The organism is Streptomyces sp. R302, from assembly GCF_012927245.1.
Taxonomy (GTDB): domain Bacteria; phylum Actinomycetota; class Actinomycetes; order Streptomycetales; family Streptomycetaceae; genus Streptomyces.
Genome location: NZ_JABBGE010000007.1, coordinates 345870 through 361881, shown reverse-complemented (window position 1 = coordinate 361881; position 16012 = coordinate 345870). Strand labels below are relative to the sequence as shown.

The 16012-nt window shown below is 75.7% G+C and carries 19 protein-coding genes; 11 read left to right on the top strand and 8 right to left on the bottom strand.

Translation table 11 applies throughout. The features are described 5' to 3' along the window. Positions 1-59: 59 nt before the first annotated feature. Positions 60-650, bottom strand: coding sequence for a nucleosidase (locus tag HHL19_RS23440; RefSeq protein ID WP_206325101.1), 591 nt, complete (start codon positions 648-650; stop codon positions 60-62). 89 nt (positions 651-739) lie between these two features. Further along, positions 740-952 carry a DNA-binding protein gene (locus HHL19_RS23435; protein ID WP_169092259.1) on the bottom strand — a complete coding sequence of 71 codons (213 nt, stop codon included), beginning with the start codon at positions 950-952 and terminating at the stop codon, positions 740-742. Positions 953-1148: 196 nt separating this feature from the next. Here HHL19_RS23435 and HHL19_RS23430 point away from each other — a divergent pair, with 196 nt between their 5' ends. Both HHL19_RS23430 and HHL19_RS23425 read left to right on the top strand, forming a co-directional pair. Next, complete coding sequence (locus HHL19_RS23430; protein WP_169092258.1) at positions 1149-1373, top strand: hypothetical protein; 225 nt, start codon at positions 1149-1151, stop codon at positions 1371-1373. 136 nt (positions 1374-1509) lie between these two features. Next, positions 1510-1875, top strand: a complete 366-nt coding sequence (locus HHL19_RS23425) for a luciferase family protein (protein WP_240981817.1) — start codon at positions 1510-1512, stop codon at positions 1873-1875. Positions 1876-1897: 22 nt separating this feature from the next. Here the strand turns inward: HHL19_RS23425 and HHL19_RS23420 are convergent, their stop codons facing one another. Beyond that, a complete protein-coding gene (locus tag HHL19_RS23420) occupies positions 1898-2416 on the bottom strand; it encodes a PaaI family thioesterase (RefSeq protein ID WP_169092257.1) in 519 nt (172 codons plus the stop codon). A 102-nt stretch (positions 2417-2518) separates the two neighbouring features. On the opposite strand from HHL19_RS23420, the gene HHL19_RS23415 reads away from it, so the two are divergent. After that, positions 2519-2989 carry a helix-turn-helix domain-containing protein gene (locus HHL19_RS23415; protein ID WP_169092256.1) on the top strand — a complete coding sequence of 157 codons (471 nt, stop codon included), beginning with the start codon at positions 2519-2521 and terminating at the stop codon, positions 2987-2989. A gap of 70 nt (positions 2990-3059) precedes the next feature. After that, positions 3060-3923 (top strand): YhjD/YihY/BrkB family envelope integrity protein, encoded by an 864-nt coding sequence (locus HHL19_RS23410; RefSeq protein ID WP_169092255.1) that lies wholly within the window; start codon positions 3060-3062, stop codon positions 3921-3923. 6 nt (positions 3924-3929) lie between these two features. Here the strand turns inward: HHL19_RS23410 and HHL19_RS23405 are convergent, their stop codons facing one another. Then, complete coding sequence (locus tag HHL19_RS23405) at positions 3930-4757, bottom strand: ABC transporter permease (RefSeq protein ID WP_169092254.1); 828 nt, start codon at positions 4755-4757, stop codon at positions 3930-3932. After that, positions 4754-5662, bottom strand: coding sequence for an ATP-binding cassette domain-containing protein (locus tag HHL19_RS23400; RefSeq protein WP_206325100.1), 909 nt, complete (start codon positions 5660-5662; stop codon positions 4754-4756). Before HHL19_RS23400 ends, HHL19_RS23405 begins: the two co-directional genes overlap by 4 nt. A gap of 133 nt (positions 5663-5795) precedes the next feature. Between HHL19_RS23400 and HHL19_RS23395 the strand changes: the two genes are divergently transcribed. From HHL19_RS23395 to HHL19_RS23380, 4 genes are all read left to right on the top strand, one after another. Further along, positions 5796-7025 (top strand): histidine kinase, encoded by a 1230-nt coding sequence (locus tag HHL19_RS23395; RefSeq protein WP_240981816.1) that lies wholly within the window; start codon positions 5796-5798, stop codon positions 7023-7025. Beyond that, positions 7022-7762 (top strand): response regulator transcription factor, encoded by a 741-nt coding sequence (locus HHL19_RS23390; protein ID WP_169092252.1) that lies wholly within the window; start codon positions 7022-7024, stop codon positions 7760-7762. Before HHL19_RS23395 ends, HHL19_RS23390 begins: the two co-directional genes overlap by 4 nt. Positions 7763-7852: 90 nt before the next feature. Next, positions 7853-8065, top strand: a complete 213-nt coding sequence (locus HHL19_RS23385; protein WP_240981815.1) for a hypothetical protein — start codon at positions 7853-7855, stop codon at positions 8063-8065. A gap of 120 nt (positions 8066-8185) precedes the next feature. Further along, positions 8186-8683 (top strand): peptidylprolyl isomerase, encoded by a 498-nt coding sequence (locus HHL19_RS23380; RefSeq protein ID WP_169092251.1) that lies wholly within the window; start codon positions 8186-8188, stop codon positions 8681-8683. 89 nt (positions 8684-8772) lie between these two features. Here the strand turns inward: HHL19_RS23380 and HHL19_RS23375 are convergent, their stop codons facing one another. Beyond that, positions 8773-9021 (bottom strand): type B 50S ribosomal protein L31, encoded by a 249-nt coding sequence (locus HHL19_RS23375; RefSeq protein WP_169092250.1) that lies wholly within the window; start codon positions 9019-9021, stop codon positions 8773-8775. Positions 9022-9165: 144 nt separating this feature from the next. Continuing rightward, entirely contained in the window at positions 9166-11718 is a 2553-nt protein-coding gene (locus HHL19_RS23370) for a SpoIIE family protein phosphatase (RefSeq protein ID WP_169092249.1), read from the bottom strand. Between the two features lie 205 nt (positions 11719-11923). On the opposite strand from HHL19_RS23370, the gene HHL19_RS23365 reads away from it, so the two are divergent. From HHL19_RS23365 to HHL19_RS23355, 3 genes are all read left to right on the top strand, one after another. Further along, positions 11924-12688 carry an alpha/beta hydrolase gene (locus HHL19_RS23365; protein WP_169092429.1) on the top strand — a complete coding sequence of 255 codons (765 nt, stop codon included), beginning with the start codon at positions 11924-11926 and terminating at the stop codon, positions 12686-12688. A gap of 157 nt (positions 12689-12845) precedes the next feature. Beyond that, entirely contained in the window at positions 12846-13760 is a 915-nt protein-coding gene (locus tag HHL19_RS23360; protein WP_169092248.1) for a universal stress protein, read from the top strand. Positions 13761-13865: 105 nt separating this feature from the next. After that, the gene (locus HHL19_RS23355) at positions 13866-15170 is read left to right on the top strand and encodes a phosphoribosyltransferase family protein (protein WP_169092247.1); all 1305 of its coding nucleotides are present in this window, start codon (positions 13866-13868) and stop codon (positions 15168-15170) included. On the opposite strand, the gene HHL19_RS23350 is transcribed toward HHL19_RS23355, so the two are convergent. Next, a complete protein-coding gene (locus tag HHL19_RS23350; protein WP_169092246.1) occupies positions 15164-16009 on the bottom strand; it encodes a LysM peptidoglycan-binding domain-containing protein in 846 nt (281 codons plus the stop codon). The two genes, HHL19_RS23355 and HHL19_RS23350, sit on opposite strands and share 7 nt — an antisense overlap. Between the last annotated feature and the right edge of the window lie 3 nt (positions 16010-16012).

Here is a 16012-nt window from a genome sequence, read left to right as displayed (position 1 = left end):
CCGCGACGAACGGGTCAGGAGCGGCGGGGTCAGGAGCTGCGGGGTCAGAGGGGGCGGGGTCAGAGGCGGTACGCCGGGATGTGGGCCGCCGCCCAGTCGGCCAGCTCGCGGGAGCAGGCGGCGACCGACTCGCGCCAGGTGCGGTCGGCGCCGTCGCCCGCCTCGTCGCTGACGTGCTTCACCATCCGCAGCGGCACCCCGGCGAGCTCGGCGGCGTACGCCAGGGCGTACCCCTCCATGTCGACCAGCGGGGCCCGCTCGGCCAGCCGGGCGCGGGCGGTCTCGTCGGAGATGAACAGGTCCCCGGTGGCGAGCACCACGTCACCGCCGTCGGGGAGGGAGATCGGCGCCCCGAACGTCTCGCCCGTCGTCAGCCGCGCGAGGGCCTCACCGTCCAGGTCGTGCTGGACGACGGTGCCGACGAGGTGCGTGCCCGTCCAGCCGGCGCGCAGCGCGCCGGCGGTGCCGAGGTTGACGATGCCCGAGGGACGCGGGCCCCGGGCCAGGGCGGTGGCGAGGGCGGTCGCGGCGTTCACCTTGCCTATGCCGGTGAGGAGCACGGGCAGCGACGTGTCCAGGAACTGCGCCTCCTCCTTGACGGCGAGGACGAGCAGCGGGCGGTCGGGGGTGATGTCTCCCAGGAGTTCCATGGCCCCCACGCTAGAACGCCCGCCCCGGAGCCGTACAGCCGAGGTCAGGCTGTGGGCCGGCCGAGGGGCGGACTCGGGTCGGCCGACGGTCAGCCGAGGGCGGTGCCGCGCTCGGCGAGGGCCTCGGCGAGCACCCGCAGGGCCTTCGGTCCCACCCCGTGCAGCGCGGCGAGCTCGGTCGCCGGCACTCCGGCCAGCTGGTCGAGCCGGGTGTACCCGGCGGCGACGAGTGCGCGGGTCGCGGGCGCGCCGACACCGCGCGGGAAGTCGGTCTCGGGACGATCGGATCCGGTCGGGGCCATGGCCCGATCGTGCCACGGGCGGTCCGGCCGCGCCCCTCGCTCGTCTGCGGTGCGGCTTCAGACGGGGAGGAGGCGGGTGATGGGCTCGCCGACCCGGCGGGCGTTGCGGCCGGGGCGCATGTCCACCGGGTCCGCGTCGAGCGGGGCGACCCAGTCGCCGGTGCCCCACAGGGCGGGCTGTTCGGGGGTTGAGCCAGTGGACCCGGCGGGCGCGCTCCACGATCAGCCGCAGTGCTTCCGGGCGGAGGCCGGCCCGCGCCGGGGCGAGGGCGTCGACCTCTCGCCGGGCCGGCCGGCCGGACTGCGTCCGCCGCCGGATCCGGGGCCGGAGGGGGCCGTCGAGGAGGTCCTGCGCCGGCTCGGCGCGCGCCACGCCGAGGACGACGTCGCCGTCCTCGCGGTCCGGGTCCGGGGGCGGTGACGGAGCGCTTCCCGGGCCCCACCCACCGTGGTGACAAACCATCACATCGCCCTCTTCGGGCGACCGTTTCCGGTCTCGACGGGAATCTTTCGCCGGGACGCTTGTGCAGGGCCCCTCCGCCCGGCACGCTCCTCGTATGAACACGGCCAGGCATGCCAGTGAACGTCTGATGAGCTGGCCCTCGCTGATCCGTGGCCGTACGCACTGCGGTGCTGAACTCGGCCTCGGGACGGCGACGGAGGAGATCGTCCATTTCCACGGCGAGCACGAGGCCGACGTCCACCTCACCCGGGCCATGGTCGCCCGGCTGCGCCCCGCCCTCCAGAACTCGACCGCGGTACGGCTCCGGGCCGGCTCCGGCTGGGTGACGGTGCGGCTCGACGCGGGCTCCGACATCGACCTGCTGGCCACCCTGGTCAGCGCCGCCCTCCAGGCCACCGCGGCTCCCGACGCGGCCCCCGACGGCTGTACCCGCGCCCGCCCGGTCCTCGCCCAGCGCTGACCGGACGGGCACGTGCCGGGCGTCAGGCGCGGGCGCCGTCGCCCGTCTCCCGGCCGGGAACCGGGAAGAGCATGCAGGTGCTGGTGGCGTGCGCGAGGAGGCGGTCCTCCTCGTCGTACAGGCCGGCCTCCGCGAGGGCGGTCCGCCGCCCCTGCGAGAGGACCGTGCCGACGGCCCGCACCTTGCCCGTGTCCATCGTGATCGGCCGCAGGAAGCGGGTCTGCAGGTCGAGCGAGGTGTACGCGGTCCCCAGCGGCAGCGTGGTGTGCACGGCGCACCCGGCCGCCGAGTCGAGGAGCGTGGCGTAGACCCCGCCGTGCACGCTGCCGATCGGGTTGTAGTGCTCCTCGCCGGGCTCCAGGGCGAAGACCGCCCGCCCGTGCTCGGCCTCCGCCAGGCTGAAGCCCAGCAGCGCCGCGATCGGAGGGCCGGGCAGTCGGCCCTCGATCATCTCGCGCAGGAAGTCGAGCCCGGCCATCGAGGCCGCCGCCCGCGCCGTGGCCCCGGCGTCCTCCCACTCGACCGTCCGTGACCGCCCCATGACCACTCCGCTCCGTCGTTCCGGCAGCTGACTCTTTCCGTCGAAGCTAGCCGTGGCCTCAGCTGACTGTCAATGACAGAGCCAGGTGGCTACAGTGGGACCATGAAGTGGCTGGAGATCGACACCGAGAACTGCTCGGTCCGCCGCACCCTGGACCTGGTGGGCGAGAAGTGGAGCCTGCTCATCCTGCGCGACGCCTTCAACGGCGTCCGCCGGTACGACGACTTCCGACGCCACATCGGCCTCTCCGAGGCCGTCCTCGCCGACCGGCTCCGCAAACTCGTCGCCGCCGGAGTCCTCAGCAGCGTGCCCTACCGGGAGCCCGGCACCCGCACCCGCCACGAGTACCGGCTCACCCCCAAGGGCGTCGACCTCTGGCCCGTCATGCTCGCCCTCAAGCAGTGGGGCGACACGTACACCGGCGACCCCGAGGGCCCCGTCCTGGACATCCGCCACACCGCCTGCGGTGCCCCCGTCCAGGTCGTCGTCCAGTGCGCCGGCGAGGACGCCGAGGTCGTCACCGCCCGCGAGGTCACCGCCACCCCCGGCCCCGGCGCCCGCCGCCTCCCCTGACCGCGCCCGCCCCCACCCGTTCGGGCGCATCACTGCGGGACCCGGCCCTCCGGCGGGTACCGCACCTGACATGCCCCGCACCCCCGGTACGCCGAGCGACCCGCCGCCGCCCGCACACACCCCCTGGTTCCAGCGGTGGTACGTCCGCCTGGCCGAGTCGGAGGCGGGACTGATCTGGAACCGGGGCCGCGCGATGGAACTCCTGCACCGCGCCATGGGGTTCGCCGCCCTCAGCCTCCTCACCCTCGTCCCCCTCCTCATCGTCGTGGCCGCCGCCGACCTCTCCCGCGGCCAGGGCTTCGCCCGCTGGCTCATCCAGGGCCTCGGCGTCACCGAGGTCTCCGAGGAGGAGGTCGAGCAGCTCTTCGGCCAGCCCGGCCAGGCGCTCCAGCGCACCACCGCCTTCGGTCTCGCCGCCCTCGCCGCCTTCGGCGTCACCTTCGGCTCCGCCGTCCAGACCGGGTACGAGCGCGTCTGGGACCTCCCCACCGCCCGCTGGCACACCATGTGGCGCCACGTCGTCTGGCTCGCCGTCCTCGTCGCCGCCCTCCTCCTCTTCGTCGCCTTCCCCGCCCCCGAACACGCCCCCGCCGGCGTCACCGCCCTCGTCGCCCTCGGCGACCTCGTCGGCACCTTCCTCTTCTTCTGGTGGTCCCAGCGCTTCCTCCTCTGCGGCCGGCTGCGCTGGCGGGCGCTGCTGCCCGGCGCCGTGCTCACCGCCCTCGGCCTCCTCGGGCTGCGGATCTTCTCCCAGCTGGTCTTCTCCCCGCTGATCGCCTCCAACGCGGTCACCTACGGTCAGTTCGGCACCGTCCTCGTCCTCCAGTCCTGGCTCGTCGGCGTCGGCTTCGTCGTCTACGGAGGCGCCCTCGTCGGCCGCCTCGTCCACGAGACCCTCGTCCGCCGCCGCCTCACCCGGCCGGAGCCCCGCTGACCCGCCTCACTGGTCGCGCCGGCGCACCGCCACCACCGTCACGAGCACCGCGGCCGCGGCCCAGGCGCCGTACACCAGCCACGCCCCGCCCGTCGTCCACGGGTACGGCCCCGGCGCACCCTCACCGGCCAGCCGGTGCCACGCCCGGAACGGCGTCGCGTGCGCGAGCACCGCCGTCAGCCGCCGCTCCTCGCTCAGCACCATCGGCAGCACGAGCAGCACCACCACCGCACCGACCACGGCCGGCGCCCCGCGCCGCAGCACCGCCCCCAGCGCCATCCCGGCCAGGGCGCTCACCGGAGCGAGCAGCGCCGACGCCACCACCAGGCGCACCGCCCCCGGATGGTCCAGCGACACCCCGACACCGCGCAGCGACAGCACCGCCTGCGAGGCCCAGAACGACCCGCCCGCGACCACCGCCCCGAACCCGGCGTGCACCCCGGCGAGGACCAGCGCCCGCGCCGAGACCAGCGCCCCGCGCGCCGGCACCGCCGCGAACGTCGTCCGCACCTGCCCGCTGCCGTACTCGCCGGCCACCGCCACCGCGCCCATCGCCGCGCACCACAGCACCAGCACCGTCGCCGCGTTCCCCGTGAACGCGTCCCCGAGCGCCATCCCGTTCGTCACGAACGCCGCCCGCGACGCCTCGTCGTACGCGTCCCAGTACCGCCAGTGGTCCCACGCCGTGCCCACGTTGAACGCGGCCACCGCCAGCGTGCCGAGCAGCAGCGACCAGCCGGTCGAGCGCAGCGACCACAGCTTCAGCCACTCCGAGGCCACCAGGTCCCGGAACCTCGCCCGCGGCTCCACCACCGCGGCGATCACCGTCGTCATCGCACACCCCCTGCCGTGTAGTCGGCGCTCTCCGCCGTCAGCTCCATGAACGCCTCCTCCAACGAGGCCCTGCGGGTCGTCAACTGGCCGAGCACCACCCGGTGCTCCGCCGCCAGCTCGCCGATCCGGGCCGCGCCCAACCCCGTCACCGTCAGCAGGCCCTCCTCCTCGACCACCTCCGCGCCCTCGGCGAGCAGCAGCGGCGTCAGCACCCCGGGCGACGGCGTCCCCACCGCCACGCTCGGCCGTGCGCCACGGGCCGCGAACTCCGCCAGGCTCTCCTCGGCGATCAGCCGGCCCCGGCCGACCACCACCAGGTCGTCCGCGGTGTGCTCCATCTCGCTCATCAGATGGCTGGAGACGAAGACCGTCCGCCCCTCCTCCGCGAGCCGCCGGAACAGCGCCCGCACCCAGTGGACCCCCTCCGGGTCGAGCCCGTTCAACGGCTCGTCGAACAGCAGCACCGGAGGATCGCCCAGCAACGCGCCCGCGATGCCGAGCCGCTGCCGCATCCCCAGCGAGAAGCCGCCGATCCGCCGCCGCGCCGCGCCGGCCAGACCGACCTCCGCCAGCACCGCGTCGACCCGCGCGAGCGGGATCCGGTTGCTCCGCGCGAGGGCCGCGAGATACGCCCGGGCGGTCCGCCCGCCGTGCACCTCCGAGGCGTCGAGGAGCGCGCCCACGTGCCGCAGCCCGCGCGGCCGGTCCGCGAACCGCCGGCCCCCGACCGTCACCTCCCCGCTCGTCGGCGCGTGCAGTCCGAGGACCGTCCGCAGCGTGGTGCTCTTGCCCGCGCCGTTGGGCCCGAGGAAGCCGGTGACCCGGCCGGGCCGCACGGTGAACGTCAGCCCGTCGACCGCGGTGGTGGCGCCGTAGCGCTTGGTGAGTTCCCTGACTTCGATCATGTCCACCACGGTGCCGCCCGGGCCCGCCTCCGGGCATCCGACCAGGACGGACAGTTCCGCGACCGACCGTCATCCCCGGTCGTACAGCCAGGGGCTGATGACCCGGCACGGCACCGCGACCTACGATCACCACATGTCAGCGACGTCGCAAACGCCCCTCCGCCTACGGGTCACACCCGGCTGGTGGGCCGCGCTCGCCTGGCTCGCCGGGCTCCTCTTCACCGTGCTCCTGCGCCTCCGCCTGCCCGGCCAGGAGGACGCCGACGTCCTCCCCGGCGTCGTCTTCCTCCGCTGGGACGGGCTCACCATGCTGGGCCTCGCCACCGCCCTGGCCCTACGCGGCAGCACACTCCTCACCCGCCGTCCCACCGCCGCGCTCGGCCACCTCCTCGCCGCCGCGGTCCTCGGCTCGGTGCCCCTGGGCGTCACCGCCATACCGCTCGCGCAGTACCTCGCCGTCGACGTCGCCCTCTACACCATCGCCGCCCGGCGGCCGACGAAAGAGTCCGAACGCGCCGCCGTCCTCGCGGTCGGCGTCGTCCTCGGCCACCTCGCCGTCCGGGCCCTCGTCGGCTGGACCGCGGGCACCACCACGGCCCTCGCCGTGGTCTCCACCGCGGGCGCCGTCTGGCTCCTCGGGCGCTCCGCGCGCCAGAACCGCCTGCACGCCGAGGAGACCCGCGGCCGCGCCGCCGAACAGGCCGTCACCGCCGAACGGCTCCGGATCGCCCGGGAGATGCACGACACCGTCGCCCACAGCATCGGCATCGTCGCCCTCCAGGCCGGAGCCGCCCGCCTCGTCATCGACAAGCGCCCCGAACTGGCCCGCGACGCCCTCGACGAGATCGAGGCCGCCAGCCGGGAGACCCTCGCCGGCCTCCGCCGCATGCTCGGCGCTCTGCGCGGCGCCGACGCGCCGGGCACGGCAGGCGACCCCGCGCTCCCCGAGCTGCCCGGGCTCGCCGCCCTCGACCGGCTCGCCGAGACCACCGGCGCCGCCGGGGTGCGCGTCACCGTCCGCCGCGTCGGCGCCCCGCGGCCCCTGCCGCCCGACATCGACCTCTCCGCCTTCCGGGTCCTCCAGGAGTCCGTCACCAACGTGGTCCGCCACTCCGGCGGCGACCGCTGCACCGTCACCGTCGACCACCGCGACCCCGGGGTCCTCGCCCTCACCGTCGAGAACCCCGGCGCCGCCCCCGGCCACCGGCGCGCCCCGACCGGCGGAGGCTCCGGCTACGGCCTCGTCGGCATGCGCGAGCGCGTCGGACTGCTCCACGGCGAGTTCACCGCAGGGCCCCGCCCCGACGGAGGCTTCCGTGTGACCGCCCACCTGCCCGTCCCACCAGGAGACGCCCCCGCATGAGCGACACCACCGACCCCGCCCCGCGCCCCGTCCGCGTCGTCCTCGCCGACGACCAGCCGCTGGTGCGCACCGCCCTGCGGATGGTCATGGCGGAGACCGAGGACCTGCTCGTCGCCGGCGAGGCCTCCGACGGCGCCGAGGCCGTGCGGCTCGTCGAGGAGACCGGTGCCGACGTCGTCGTCATGGACCTGCGCATGCCCGGCACGGACGGCATCGAGGCGACCCGGAGGATCACCGCCGGCCGGTCCGGCGCCCGCGTCGTGGTCCTGACGACCTTCGACGACGACGACCACGTCTACGGTGCGCTGCACGCCGGCGCGTCCGGTTTCCTCGTCAAGGACATGGCGATGGACGAGATCCTCGCCGCCGTCCGCGTCGTCGCCTCCGGCGACGCCCTCATCGCCCCCGCCGTCACCGGGCGGCTCATCAAGGAGTTCACCCGCCGCCCCCGCGACGGCCGGGCCGCCGCGCCGGACGGGCCGACCCCCGCCGCCCGCCACGTCGCCGGACGCACCACCGAACGCGAGCGGGAGGTCCTCACCCTCGTCGGCCGGGGCCTGTCCAACGCGGAGATCGCCGAGGAACTCCACATCACCCTCGCCACCGTGAAGACCTACGTCACCCGGCTCCTCGCCAAACTCGACGCCCGCGACCGCGTCCACCTCGTGATCCTCGCCTACGAGGCCGGTCTCGTCGCCACCGGAGCGTCCGCCTCCCCGGGGCGAGTTGACGGATGAGCGGCCCGGTTCCCCCGCGCGCCGCGGGCGGAGGGCACGCCGGCGGCGCGGCGGCCGTAACTCTTTTCCGTCCCGGCAGTTGACCAGGGCATGAAGAAGCGCAGCATGCTCGCCATCGCCTCCCTCGCCGCAGGCGTCGTCACCGCCCTCGTCACCCCGCCGCCGCAGGCCAGCGCGGCCCAGAGCCCGCTCGGCGGGGCCACCGGGCTCCTCCAGGAGGACGGCGCCGGGGCCGTGCTCCACGAGACCGTCACGACCGTGGAGGGCGTCGTCGCGGACGGCGCCGGGAACGGACTCGGCTGAGCCTCCGCCCCCTTGTCTCCGGTGCCCCGCGTCCCTGTCGACGCGGGGCACCGGCGCGTCGTGACCCGCCGGAGGGCGGCCCGGGCGTGCGCCGTGCGCGGGTAATGACAGGATGTCCCCATGAGCAACAACGTTTTCTTCGACATCACCATCAACGACGAGCCGGCCGGCCGGATCGTCTTCAACCTGTTCGACGAGGTCGTCCCCAAGACCGCGCAGAACTTCCGCGAGCTGGCCACCGGCCAGAACGGCTTCGGCTACGAGGGCTCCGGCTTCCACCGCGTCATCCCCGCCTTCATGCTCCAGGGCGGTGACTTCACCAACCACAACGGCACCGGCGGCAAGAGCATCTACGGCGCGAAGTTCGAGGACGAGAACTTCAAGCTGAAGCACGACCGTCCGTTCCTGCTCTCGATGGCCAACGCGGGCAAGAACACCAACGGTTCGCAGTTCTTCATCACCACGATCGTCACCGACTGGCTCGACGGCAAGCACGTCGTCTTCGGCGAGGTCGTCGAGGGCCAGGACCTGGTCAAGAAGATCGAGGCCCTGGGCTCCGCCTCCGGCGCCACCAAGGCCGCCATCAAGATCGCCAAGTCCGGCGTCGTCGAGGGCTGACCCGCCCCCGCGCGGTTCCTCATGGGACAGGGCGGGCGGGGCGACGTCGCCACGACGACGGCCCCGCCCGCCCCGGCCTCCCGGGCGCCTCAGCCGCCCTCGCCGTACCGGCGCTCGAACTTCGCGATCCGGCCCTCCGTGTCGACCGTCCGCGCCTTCCCCGTGAAGAACGGGTGGCTCTCCGAGGAGATCTCGACGTCGATCACCGGATAGGTGTTGCCGTCGTCCCACTCGATGGTCCGCTCGCTCGTCGCCGTCGACCGGGTCAGGAACGCGTACCCCGCCGAGCGGTCGCGGAAGACCACCGGCCGGTAGTCGGGCTGCTTGTCCTGCTGCACGGGACCTCCTCGCCTCGGCGGCCATCCCGCGGCCACCCCGTTCACGTCCGGCCCGGACGGCCGGACCCTCCCAAGACTCGCCGCGCCCACCCCCGCCGACCAGCGCCGCTGACCCGACCGGGTGAGCCCCCCCGCGTACTCGGCCTAGCCGCCGTGCCGCCGCCAGCGGGACGCGAGCAGCAGGGCGATGTCGTCGGGGCGGTCCGAGGCCCGTACCGCCTCGTGCATCAGCCGGTCCGCCGCCTCCGCCAGCGGCAGCGAGCCCGTCGACGCCAGGGTCCGGCGCAGCCGCTCCACCCCCTCGTCGATGTCCGCGCCCGGACGCTCCACCAGGCCGTCCGTGAAGAGCGCCAGGACCGCGCCCTCGTCGAGGCGCAGCCGGGTCACCGGATAGGACGCGCGGCCGTCCACCCCCAGCACCACCCCGCCCGCGATGTCCAGCAGCTCCGCCCCGCCGTCCGGCCGCCGCAGCAGCGGCTGCGGATGCCCCGCCCGTACCGCCTGTACGTCGCCGGTCCTGGCGTCGAGGAGGACGTAGCAGGCGCTGGCGAACTGACCGGGGTCCAGGTCGATCAGCAGCCGGTTGGTGCCGCGCACGACCTCCTGCGGGGGCAGGCCGCTCAGCGCGAAGGCCCGCACCGCGCTCCGCAGCTGACCCATCGTCGCCGCCGCCGCGACCCCGTGCCCCTGCACGTCGCCGATGACCAGGGCCAGCTCGCCGCCGGCCGTCTCCACCACGTCGTACCAGTCCCCGCCCACGTCCATGCCCTGCGTCCCCGGCAGATAGCGGCCCACCGTCTCCATGCCCTCCCGCACCGGCAGCCGGTGCGGCAGCAGCGCGTCCTGCAGCCCCCGCGCCACGGCCGACTCGGTGTCGTACCGCTGCGCCCGCTCCAGGGCCTGGGCGATCAGACCGGCCAGCGCCGCGAGAACCGCCCGCTCCTCCGGGCCGAAGTCGCGCGGCCGGTCGAAGCCGAGGATGCACGAGCCCACCGGCCGGCCCGAGGCGATCAGCGGCAGGAACGCCCGCGCGCCCGTCTCCGCGTCCAGCGGCAGCTCCGGATAGGCCCGGTGCAGCACCTGCATCGACTCGAAGAACATCGCCCGGCCGGACGTCAGCACCTCCACGCCCGGCAGGTGGGCGTCGAGCGCCACCCCGTCGAACGGGTCGAGGAAGCCCGGCGGGAAGCCCGTCTCCCACGCCAGGTACATCCGCCGCTCGCTCAGCAGGTAGATCGCCAGCTGCCGGCCGCCGAAGGCCGGCAGGAGCTCCTCCGTGACCACCGCCGACACCTGGCGCGCCGTCATCGCCTCCGTCAGCGCGATCGCCAGCGCCACCGGCCGGTACAGCGACGCCCCCCGCGCGGCCTCCGAGCCGAGCCCGTCCCCGGCGCGCGCGGACGGCGTGGGAGGCGCCGGTACCGCCGACCCGGGCGCCGGTTCCTCCTCCGGGACGAGGACCATCGTCACCCCGTCCCGGCCCGGGTGCAGCGACACCGACAGCCACTGCCCGTCCTCCGGGCGGGCCACGAACCGCACCGGCTCGGTCGACAGCAGCGCCGCCCGCAGCTGCTCCTCGTGGAACGGCAGCCCGAACCACGGCAGCGCCTCCCACAGCGGCCGCCCGGCCAGCGCCCCGCGCGGGCGGCCCAGGAGGCGCTCGGTGCGCTCGTTGACGTACGTCACGCGGCCCAGCCGGTCGATGGCCAGGATCGCCCGGGGCAGCCGGTCCGTGGCGTCCGAGCCGACCAGGCCCGTGCCCAGGTCCACCAGGGTGCCCGCCAGGTGCCCGTGGCCGTCCGAGCCCACGAACCGCGAGCGCGCCGACACCTCCAGGAGGTGGAGCCCGCCGTCCGGCCCCTTCAGCCGCAGTCGGCGCACCGCGCCGTCGCCGTCCGCCGTGCCCGTCCGGCGGGCCGCCGCCCACAGCGCGTAGCCGTCCTCCGGATCGAGCCGCGAGGTCAGCGCCTCGATCGGCAGGGGGGAGGCGTCCCGGACGCCGAGGATCGACCGCAGACCGTCGTCCATCGTCACCGTCCCCGACGCCAGGTCCCAGTCGAAGGAACCGAACCGCACCGGCGGCACCGTGCCCGACGGCAGCTGCACGCAGACCGGGTCGCCCGGCCACCACACGCCGGTGCCGCCCGCCGAGAGCTCCGCGAGCACCTCGCCGAGCCGCAGCCCCGCCCGGACCATCCGCTCCCGGTCCCGTGCCCCGACCGGCAGCCCCGGCGTCGGCGTGCGCAGCACCACGAGGACCCCGAAGCGCTCCCGGCCGGCGACCACGGGGGCGTACAGGGAGGCGAAGGGGAAGGGCAGGCTCGCCACCAGCTGCGGGAAGCGCCGCATCGACTCCTCGACGTCCGACAGCTGCACCGGCTGCCCCGACCGGTGGACCTCCGCGACCGGGAACGGGCGGTTGGTGTGCATCCGCGACCACGGCCGGAACAGCTCGCCCGGCAGCCCCGCGAGCACCGCGAGGCGCAGCAGCCCCTCCGTACCGGAGCGCAGGTACACCCCGCCGGCGTAACCGCCGACCGCCTCCACGGCGTCCGTCGCCGCCTCCGCCAGCGCCTGCGTCAGGGCTTGCGGCGGCGTGCCGGGGGAGGGGCCCGGGGCCGGTCCCGGGGGCGGGCCGGGGCCAGGGCCGTGCGGGGTCACACAGCCAGCATGCCCCCGCCGCGAAAGCCCCCGCATCCCGACACGGGCCCGCGCCGGCCGCCGGGCACGCGCGCGTGGCACCCCGGCACGGACCCGTGCGGCCGCCGGCAGGCGCGCGTGGCACCCCGGCCTGTTGACCCGGCGCGTGCGGACCGTCACACTCGGTCGTCGTCCACCGGCCGCCGACGGCGGCGGCGGACGCGACCACCAGCTCACCACCACCTCGCACGCAGGGGGCACCATGACCGGCCGGGTACTTCCGTACGACGTCCACGGCGACGGCCCGGGGAGGGCCCTCGTCCTCCACAACTGGTTCGGGGACCGCAGCAGCTTCGACCCGCTCCGGGAGCACCTCGACGCGTCGGCCGGCAGCTACGCCTTCGTCGACTGCCGCGGCTACGGCGAGGCCAGGGACGCCGACGGCGCCTACACCATGGAGGAGGTCGCGGCCGACGCGCTGGCCGTCGCCGACGACCTCGGCTGGGACTCGTTCTCCGTCATCGGCCACTCCATGGGCGGCAAGGCCGCCCAGCTGATGCTGCTCGACGCGCCCGACCGGGTCCGCTCGATCGTCGGGATCTCGCCCGTCTCCGCCGCCGGCTTCCCGCTCGACGAGGAGAGCCGGCAGCTCTTCGCGGGCGCCGTCGACGACCCGGCGCTGCGCCGGGCGATCATCGACCACACCACCGGCGGCCGGCACGGCGCCCCCTGGCTGGACGCCCTCGTGGACCGCTCGGTCAGCCGCTCCTCGGCCGCCGCCTTCCGCGCCTACCTCGACTCCTGGTCCGGCGCCGACTTCCACGAGCGGGTCCGCGACAACCCCACCCCCGTGCTGCTCGTCGTCGGTGCCCACGACCCGGCGCTGGGCGCCGAGGCCATGGAGGCGACCTGGCTGCGCTGGTACCCCAACGCCCGCCTCGAAGTCCTCGCGGACGCCGGGCACTACCCGCCCGAGGAGACGCCCAAGGACCTCGCCCGGGCGATCGAGGCCTTCCTGGCCGCCTGACCCCGCCGAAGGTCCCGAGCGGCCCCCTCGGGACCTTCGGCGGGGCCGGTCGGGACGTCCGGCCCGCGTGGCGCCCGGTCGTGCGGGCAACCGACGGGTGTACTCGACCACGAGGCACCCGCGACCGGCGGTGCACGACCGGAAGGACGGAAGAGCGATGGGGCGCAGCGAGGAGCCGGCCACGGCACCGGAGACCACGACGGCCGGCGGGCCGTTCGTCCTCGTCGGGACGGACGGCTCACCGTCGGCGCTCGGCGCGGTCGAGACGGCGGCGCGGGAGGCGGGGACGCGCGGTGCGCGCCTGGTCGTCGCGCACGCCTTCGTCTGGCCGATGTTCCGGGTCGACCTGGAACCCTCGGTGTACGGCCCCACCGAGAGCGGGCTGCGACGGCAGGCGGAGATCGTCCTGGACACGGCCGTGGCCCGGGCCCGGGCGGTCGCCCCGGGCACCGAGGTCTCCGGCGAGCTCATCACCGGCGAACCGCTCGCCGTCCTCGCGACCCGGTCGCGCGGCGCCGAGCTGGTCGTCGTCGGCAGCCGCGGCACCGGCGCCTTCACCGGCCTCGTCGTCGGCTCGGTCGCCGTCCACCTCGCCGCCCACGCCGCGTGCCCGGTCCTCGTGGTGCGCGGCCGGGACGAGCCGGCGGGGCCGGTGCTCCTCGCCGTCGACGGCTCGCCGGACTCCGACGCGGCCGTCGACTTCGCCTACGCGGAGGCCGGGTCGCGCGGCACCGGTCTGGTCGCCGTCCACGCCTGGGCCCCGCGCTCGGGCCCCGGCGACCTGACGCCGTTCTTCGCCGGAGCGGAGGAGGTGCACGCGGAGGCCGCCCGCGTCCTCGAAACGGCGCTCGCCCGGGTCGCCGGCCGGCACCCCGGGACCGAGGCCGAAGCCCGGCTGGTACGCGGCCGGCCCCGCGAGGTCCTCCTGGAGGAGAGCGCGAACGCGCAGCTCCTCGTCATGGGCGCCCGGGGGCGCGGTGGCTTCGCCGGGCTGCTCCTCGGCTCCGTCAGCCAGGCGCTGCTGCACCACGCCGACTGCCCGGTGGCGATCGTGCGGCACGGGGTGGGCTGAGGCCGGCCGGGGCGGTGACGCCCCCGCCGGTGGGACCCTGGAGGTACGGGCCGGGTCCGACGGCCCGCACCCGAGGGGGGTCGCCGATCGGGAAGGCGGCGTGCCATGTATTTCGCCGACCGGGCCGACGCGGGGCGGCAGCTCGCCGCCCGGCTCGCCCATCTCCAGGGGCCTGACGTCGTCGTCCTCGGGCTGCCCCGCGGCGGGGTGCCGGTGGCGGCGGAGGTGGCCGAGGCGCTCGAAGCTCCGCTGGACATCTGTCTCGTGCGGAAACTCGGCGTGCCGAGCCGGCCCGAGCTGGCCATGGGGGCCATCGGGGAGGGCGGCGTCCGCGTCGTCAACGAGCAGGTGGTGCGGGACGCGGGCGTGGCCCGGCGGGAGCTGGAGGAGGCCGAGGAGCGCGAGCGGCTGGTGATGGCCGAGCGGTCCCGCGCGTACCGGGGCAGCCGCCGCCCGGTGCCGCTGGAGGGGCGTACGGCGGTGGTCGTCGACGACGGGCTCGCCACCGGCGCGACCGCGCTCGCCGCCTGCCGGGCGGTACGTGCCGCCGGAGCCGCCCGGATCGTGCTGGCCGTCCCGGTGGCGCCGTACGGCTGGACCGCCCGGCTCGGCGGCGAGGCCGACGAGACCGTCGCCGTCCACACCCCGGAGGGCTTCTACGCGGTCGGGCAGTTCTACCGGGAGTTCGACCAGACGCCGGACGCCGAGGTGGTGGCCCGCCTCGACCGGAGCCGGGCGGCGCGGGGCCCGGTCGTACGGCACACGGCGGTACGCGTCCCGGCCGGCGGACCCGAGCTGCCGGGCGATCTCGCGGTGCCCGACGGGGCCTCGGGGCTCGTCCTCTTCGCCCACGGCAGCGGCAGCGGGCGGCACAGCCCGCGGAACCGCGCGGTGGCCGCCGCGCTGAACCGGGCCGGGCTCGCCACCCTCCTCTTCGACCTGCTCACCGAGGCCGAGGCGACCGACCGCGCACGGGTCTTCGACACCCCGCTGCTCGCCGGACGGCTGGGCCTGGCCGCCGCCTGGACGGCCGGGCGGGCCGGAACCTGGCGCCTGCCGCGCGGCTACTTCGGGGCGAGCACCGGGGCGGCCGCCGCGCTGTGGGCGGCGGCGGAACCGGACGACGACGTGGCCGCGGTGGTGTCCCGGGGCGGCCGGCCCGACCTGGCGGGGGAGCGGCTCGCCGGGGTGCGGGCCCCCACGCTGCTGGTCGTCGGCGGCGCCGACGACCTCGTCCTCGACCTGAACCGGCGGGCCGGGGAACTGCTGCGCTGCGAGAGCCGCCTGGAGGTCGTGCCGGGCGCAGGCCACCTCTTCGAGGAGCCGGGGGCCCTGGAGGAGGTGGCGGCGCTGGCGACGGAGTGGTTCACCGGCCACTTCGCCGCCGTGACCGGCGGAGAGGATCAGTAGGCGCCGTTGACGTTGTCGATGGAGCCGTACCGGTCGGCCGCGTAGTTGCAGGCGGCGGTGATGTTCGCGACGGGGTCGTACGGGTCGAGCGAGGTCCCCGGCACGTGGTAGGCGGCGAAGGTCGGGTCGATGACCTGGAGCAGGCCCTTGGACGGGGTGCCCTTCACGGCGTTGGAGTCCCAGAGGTTGATCGCGCGGGGGTTGCCGGAGGACTCGCGCATCACGTTGCGGAGGATGCCGTCGTACGAGCCGGGGATGCCGTAGCGGGCCATGACGTCGAGCGACTCGCGGATCCAGCCGTCGAGGTTGTCGGCGTACCGGGTGGCGGCGGGCACGGCCTTCGCCGCGGCCGGCTGGGCCTGGACGGCCGGGACCGCGGCACGGGCGGAGGAACGGCTCGCCCGTTCGGCGGAACCGGAGGGGGCGGACTTGGCGGCGGGCTTGGCGGCGGGCTTCGTGGCGGCCTTCGCGGAATCCCGACGAATCGTCAGTTCGAGGCCCGGGTGAATGAGTGACGGATTGTCACCCACGGCTTCCTTGTTCGCCCGGTAAAGCGACTTCCAGCCGCCCTGAATTCCCTTTCGGTGGGCGATCAGGGAAAGCGAGTCGCCCTTCACGACGGTGTACGCGTGGCTGGCGGCGGGGGCGGCGGGCGCCTGCGCGGCGGCCTGGACGGCGACGGCGGCGGTCGGCGCCGCCTGCTGCGCGACGGGCTCGGCGCCGGCCGTGGCGGGCACGACCAGGGGCAGGGCGAGGGCCACGCCGCCGGTGCCGGCGAAGGCGAGACCTCGGGAGACGGGGCGGCGTCGGGGGCGGCGGTGCTTGCCGTGAGCGGGCATGAC

Excerpts from the sequence above, each read along its gene's own strand:
- HHL19_RS23385 (WP_240981815.1), top strand. The coding sequence starts at position 7,853 with ATGAAGAAGCGCAGCATGCTCGCCATCGCCTCCCTCGCCGCAGGCGTC.
- HHL19_RS23355 (WP_169092247.1), top strand. The coding sequence starts at position 13,866 with ATGTATTTCGCCGACCGGGCCGACGCGGGGCGGCAGCTCGCCGCCCGG.
- HHL19_RS23425 (WP_240981817.1), top strand. The coding sequence starts at position 1,510 with ATGAACACGGCCAGGCATGCCAGTGAACGTCTGATGAGCTGGCCCTCG.
- HHL19_RS23360 (WP_169092248.1), top strand. The coding sequence starts at position 12,846 with ATGGGGCGCAGCGAGGAGCCGGCCACGGCACCGGAGACCACGACGGCC.
- HHL19_RS23400 (WP_206325100.1), bottom strand. The coding sequence starts at position 5,662 with ATGATCGAAGTCAGGGAACTCACCAAGCGCTACGGCGCCACCACCGCG.
- HHL19_RS23435 (WP_169092259.1), bottom strand. The coding sequence starts at position 952 with ATGGCCCCGACCGGATCCGATCGTCCCGAGACCGACTTCCCGCGCGGT.
- HHL19_RS23410 (WP_169092255.1), top strand. The coding sequence starts at position 3,060 with ATGCCCCGCACCCCCGGTACGCCGAGCGACCCGCCGCCGCCCGCACAC.
- HHL19_RS23395 (WP_240981816.1), top strand. The coding sequence starts at position 5,796 with ATGTCAGCGACGTCGCAAACGCCCCTCCGCCTACGGGTCACACCCGGC.
- HHL19_RS23420 (WP_169092257.1), bottom strand. The coding sequence starts at position 2,416 with ATGGGGCGGTCACGGACGGTCGAGTGGGAGGACGCCGGGGCCACGGCG.
- HHL19_RS23390 (WP_169092252.1), top strand. The coding sequence starts at position 7,022 with ATGAGCGACACCACCGACCCCGCCCCGCGCCCCGTCCGCGTCGTCCTC.
- HHL19_RS23405 (WP_169092254.1), bottom strand. The coding sequence starts at position 4,757 with ATGACGACGGTGATCGCCGCGGTGGTGGAGCCGCGGGCGAGGTTCCGG.
- HHL19_RS23415 (WP_169092256.1), top strand. The coding sequence starts at position 2,519 with ATGAAGTGGCTGGAGATCGACACCGAGAACTGCTCGGTCCGCCGCACC.
- HHL19_RS23350 (WP_169092246.1), bottom strand. The coding sequence starts at position 16,009 with ATGCCCGCTCACGGCAAGCACCGCCGCCCCCGACGCCGCCCCGTCTCC.
- HHL19_RS23440 (WP_206325101.1), bottom strand. The coding sequence starts at position 650 with ATGGAACTCCTGGGAGACATCACCCCCGACCGCCCGCTGCTCGTCCTC.
- HHL19_RS23365 (WP_169092429.1), top strand. The coding sequence starts at position 11,924 with ATGACCGGCCGGGTACTTCCGTACGACGTCCACGGCGACGGCCCGGGG.
- HHL19_RS23370 (WP_169092249.1), bottom strand. The coding sequence starts at position 11,718 with ATGCGGGGGCTTTCGCGGCGGGGGCATGCTGGCTGTGTGACCCCGCAC.
- HHL19_RS23380 (WP_169092251.1), top strand. The coding sequence starts at position 8,186 with ATGAGCAACAACGTTTTCTTCGACATCACCATCAACGACGAGCCGGCC.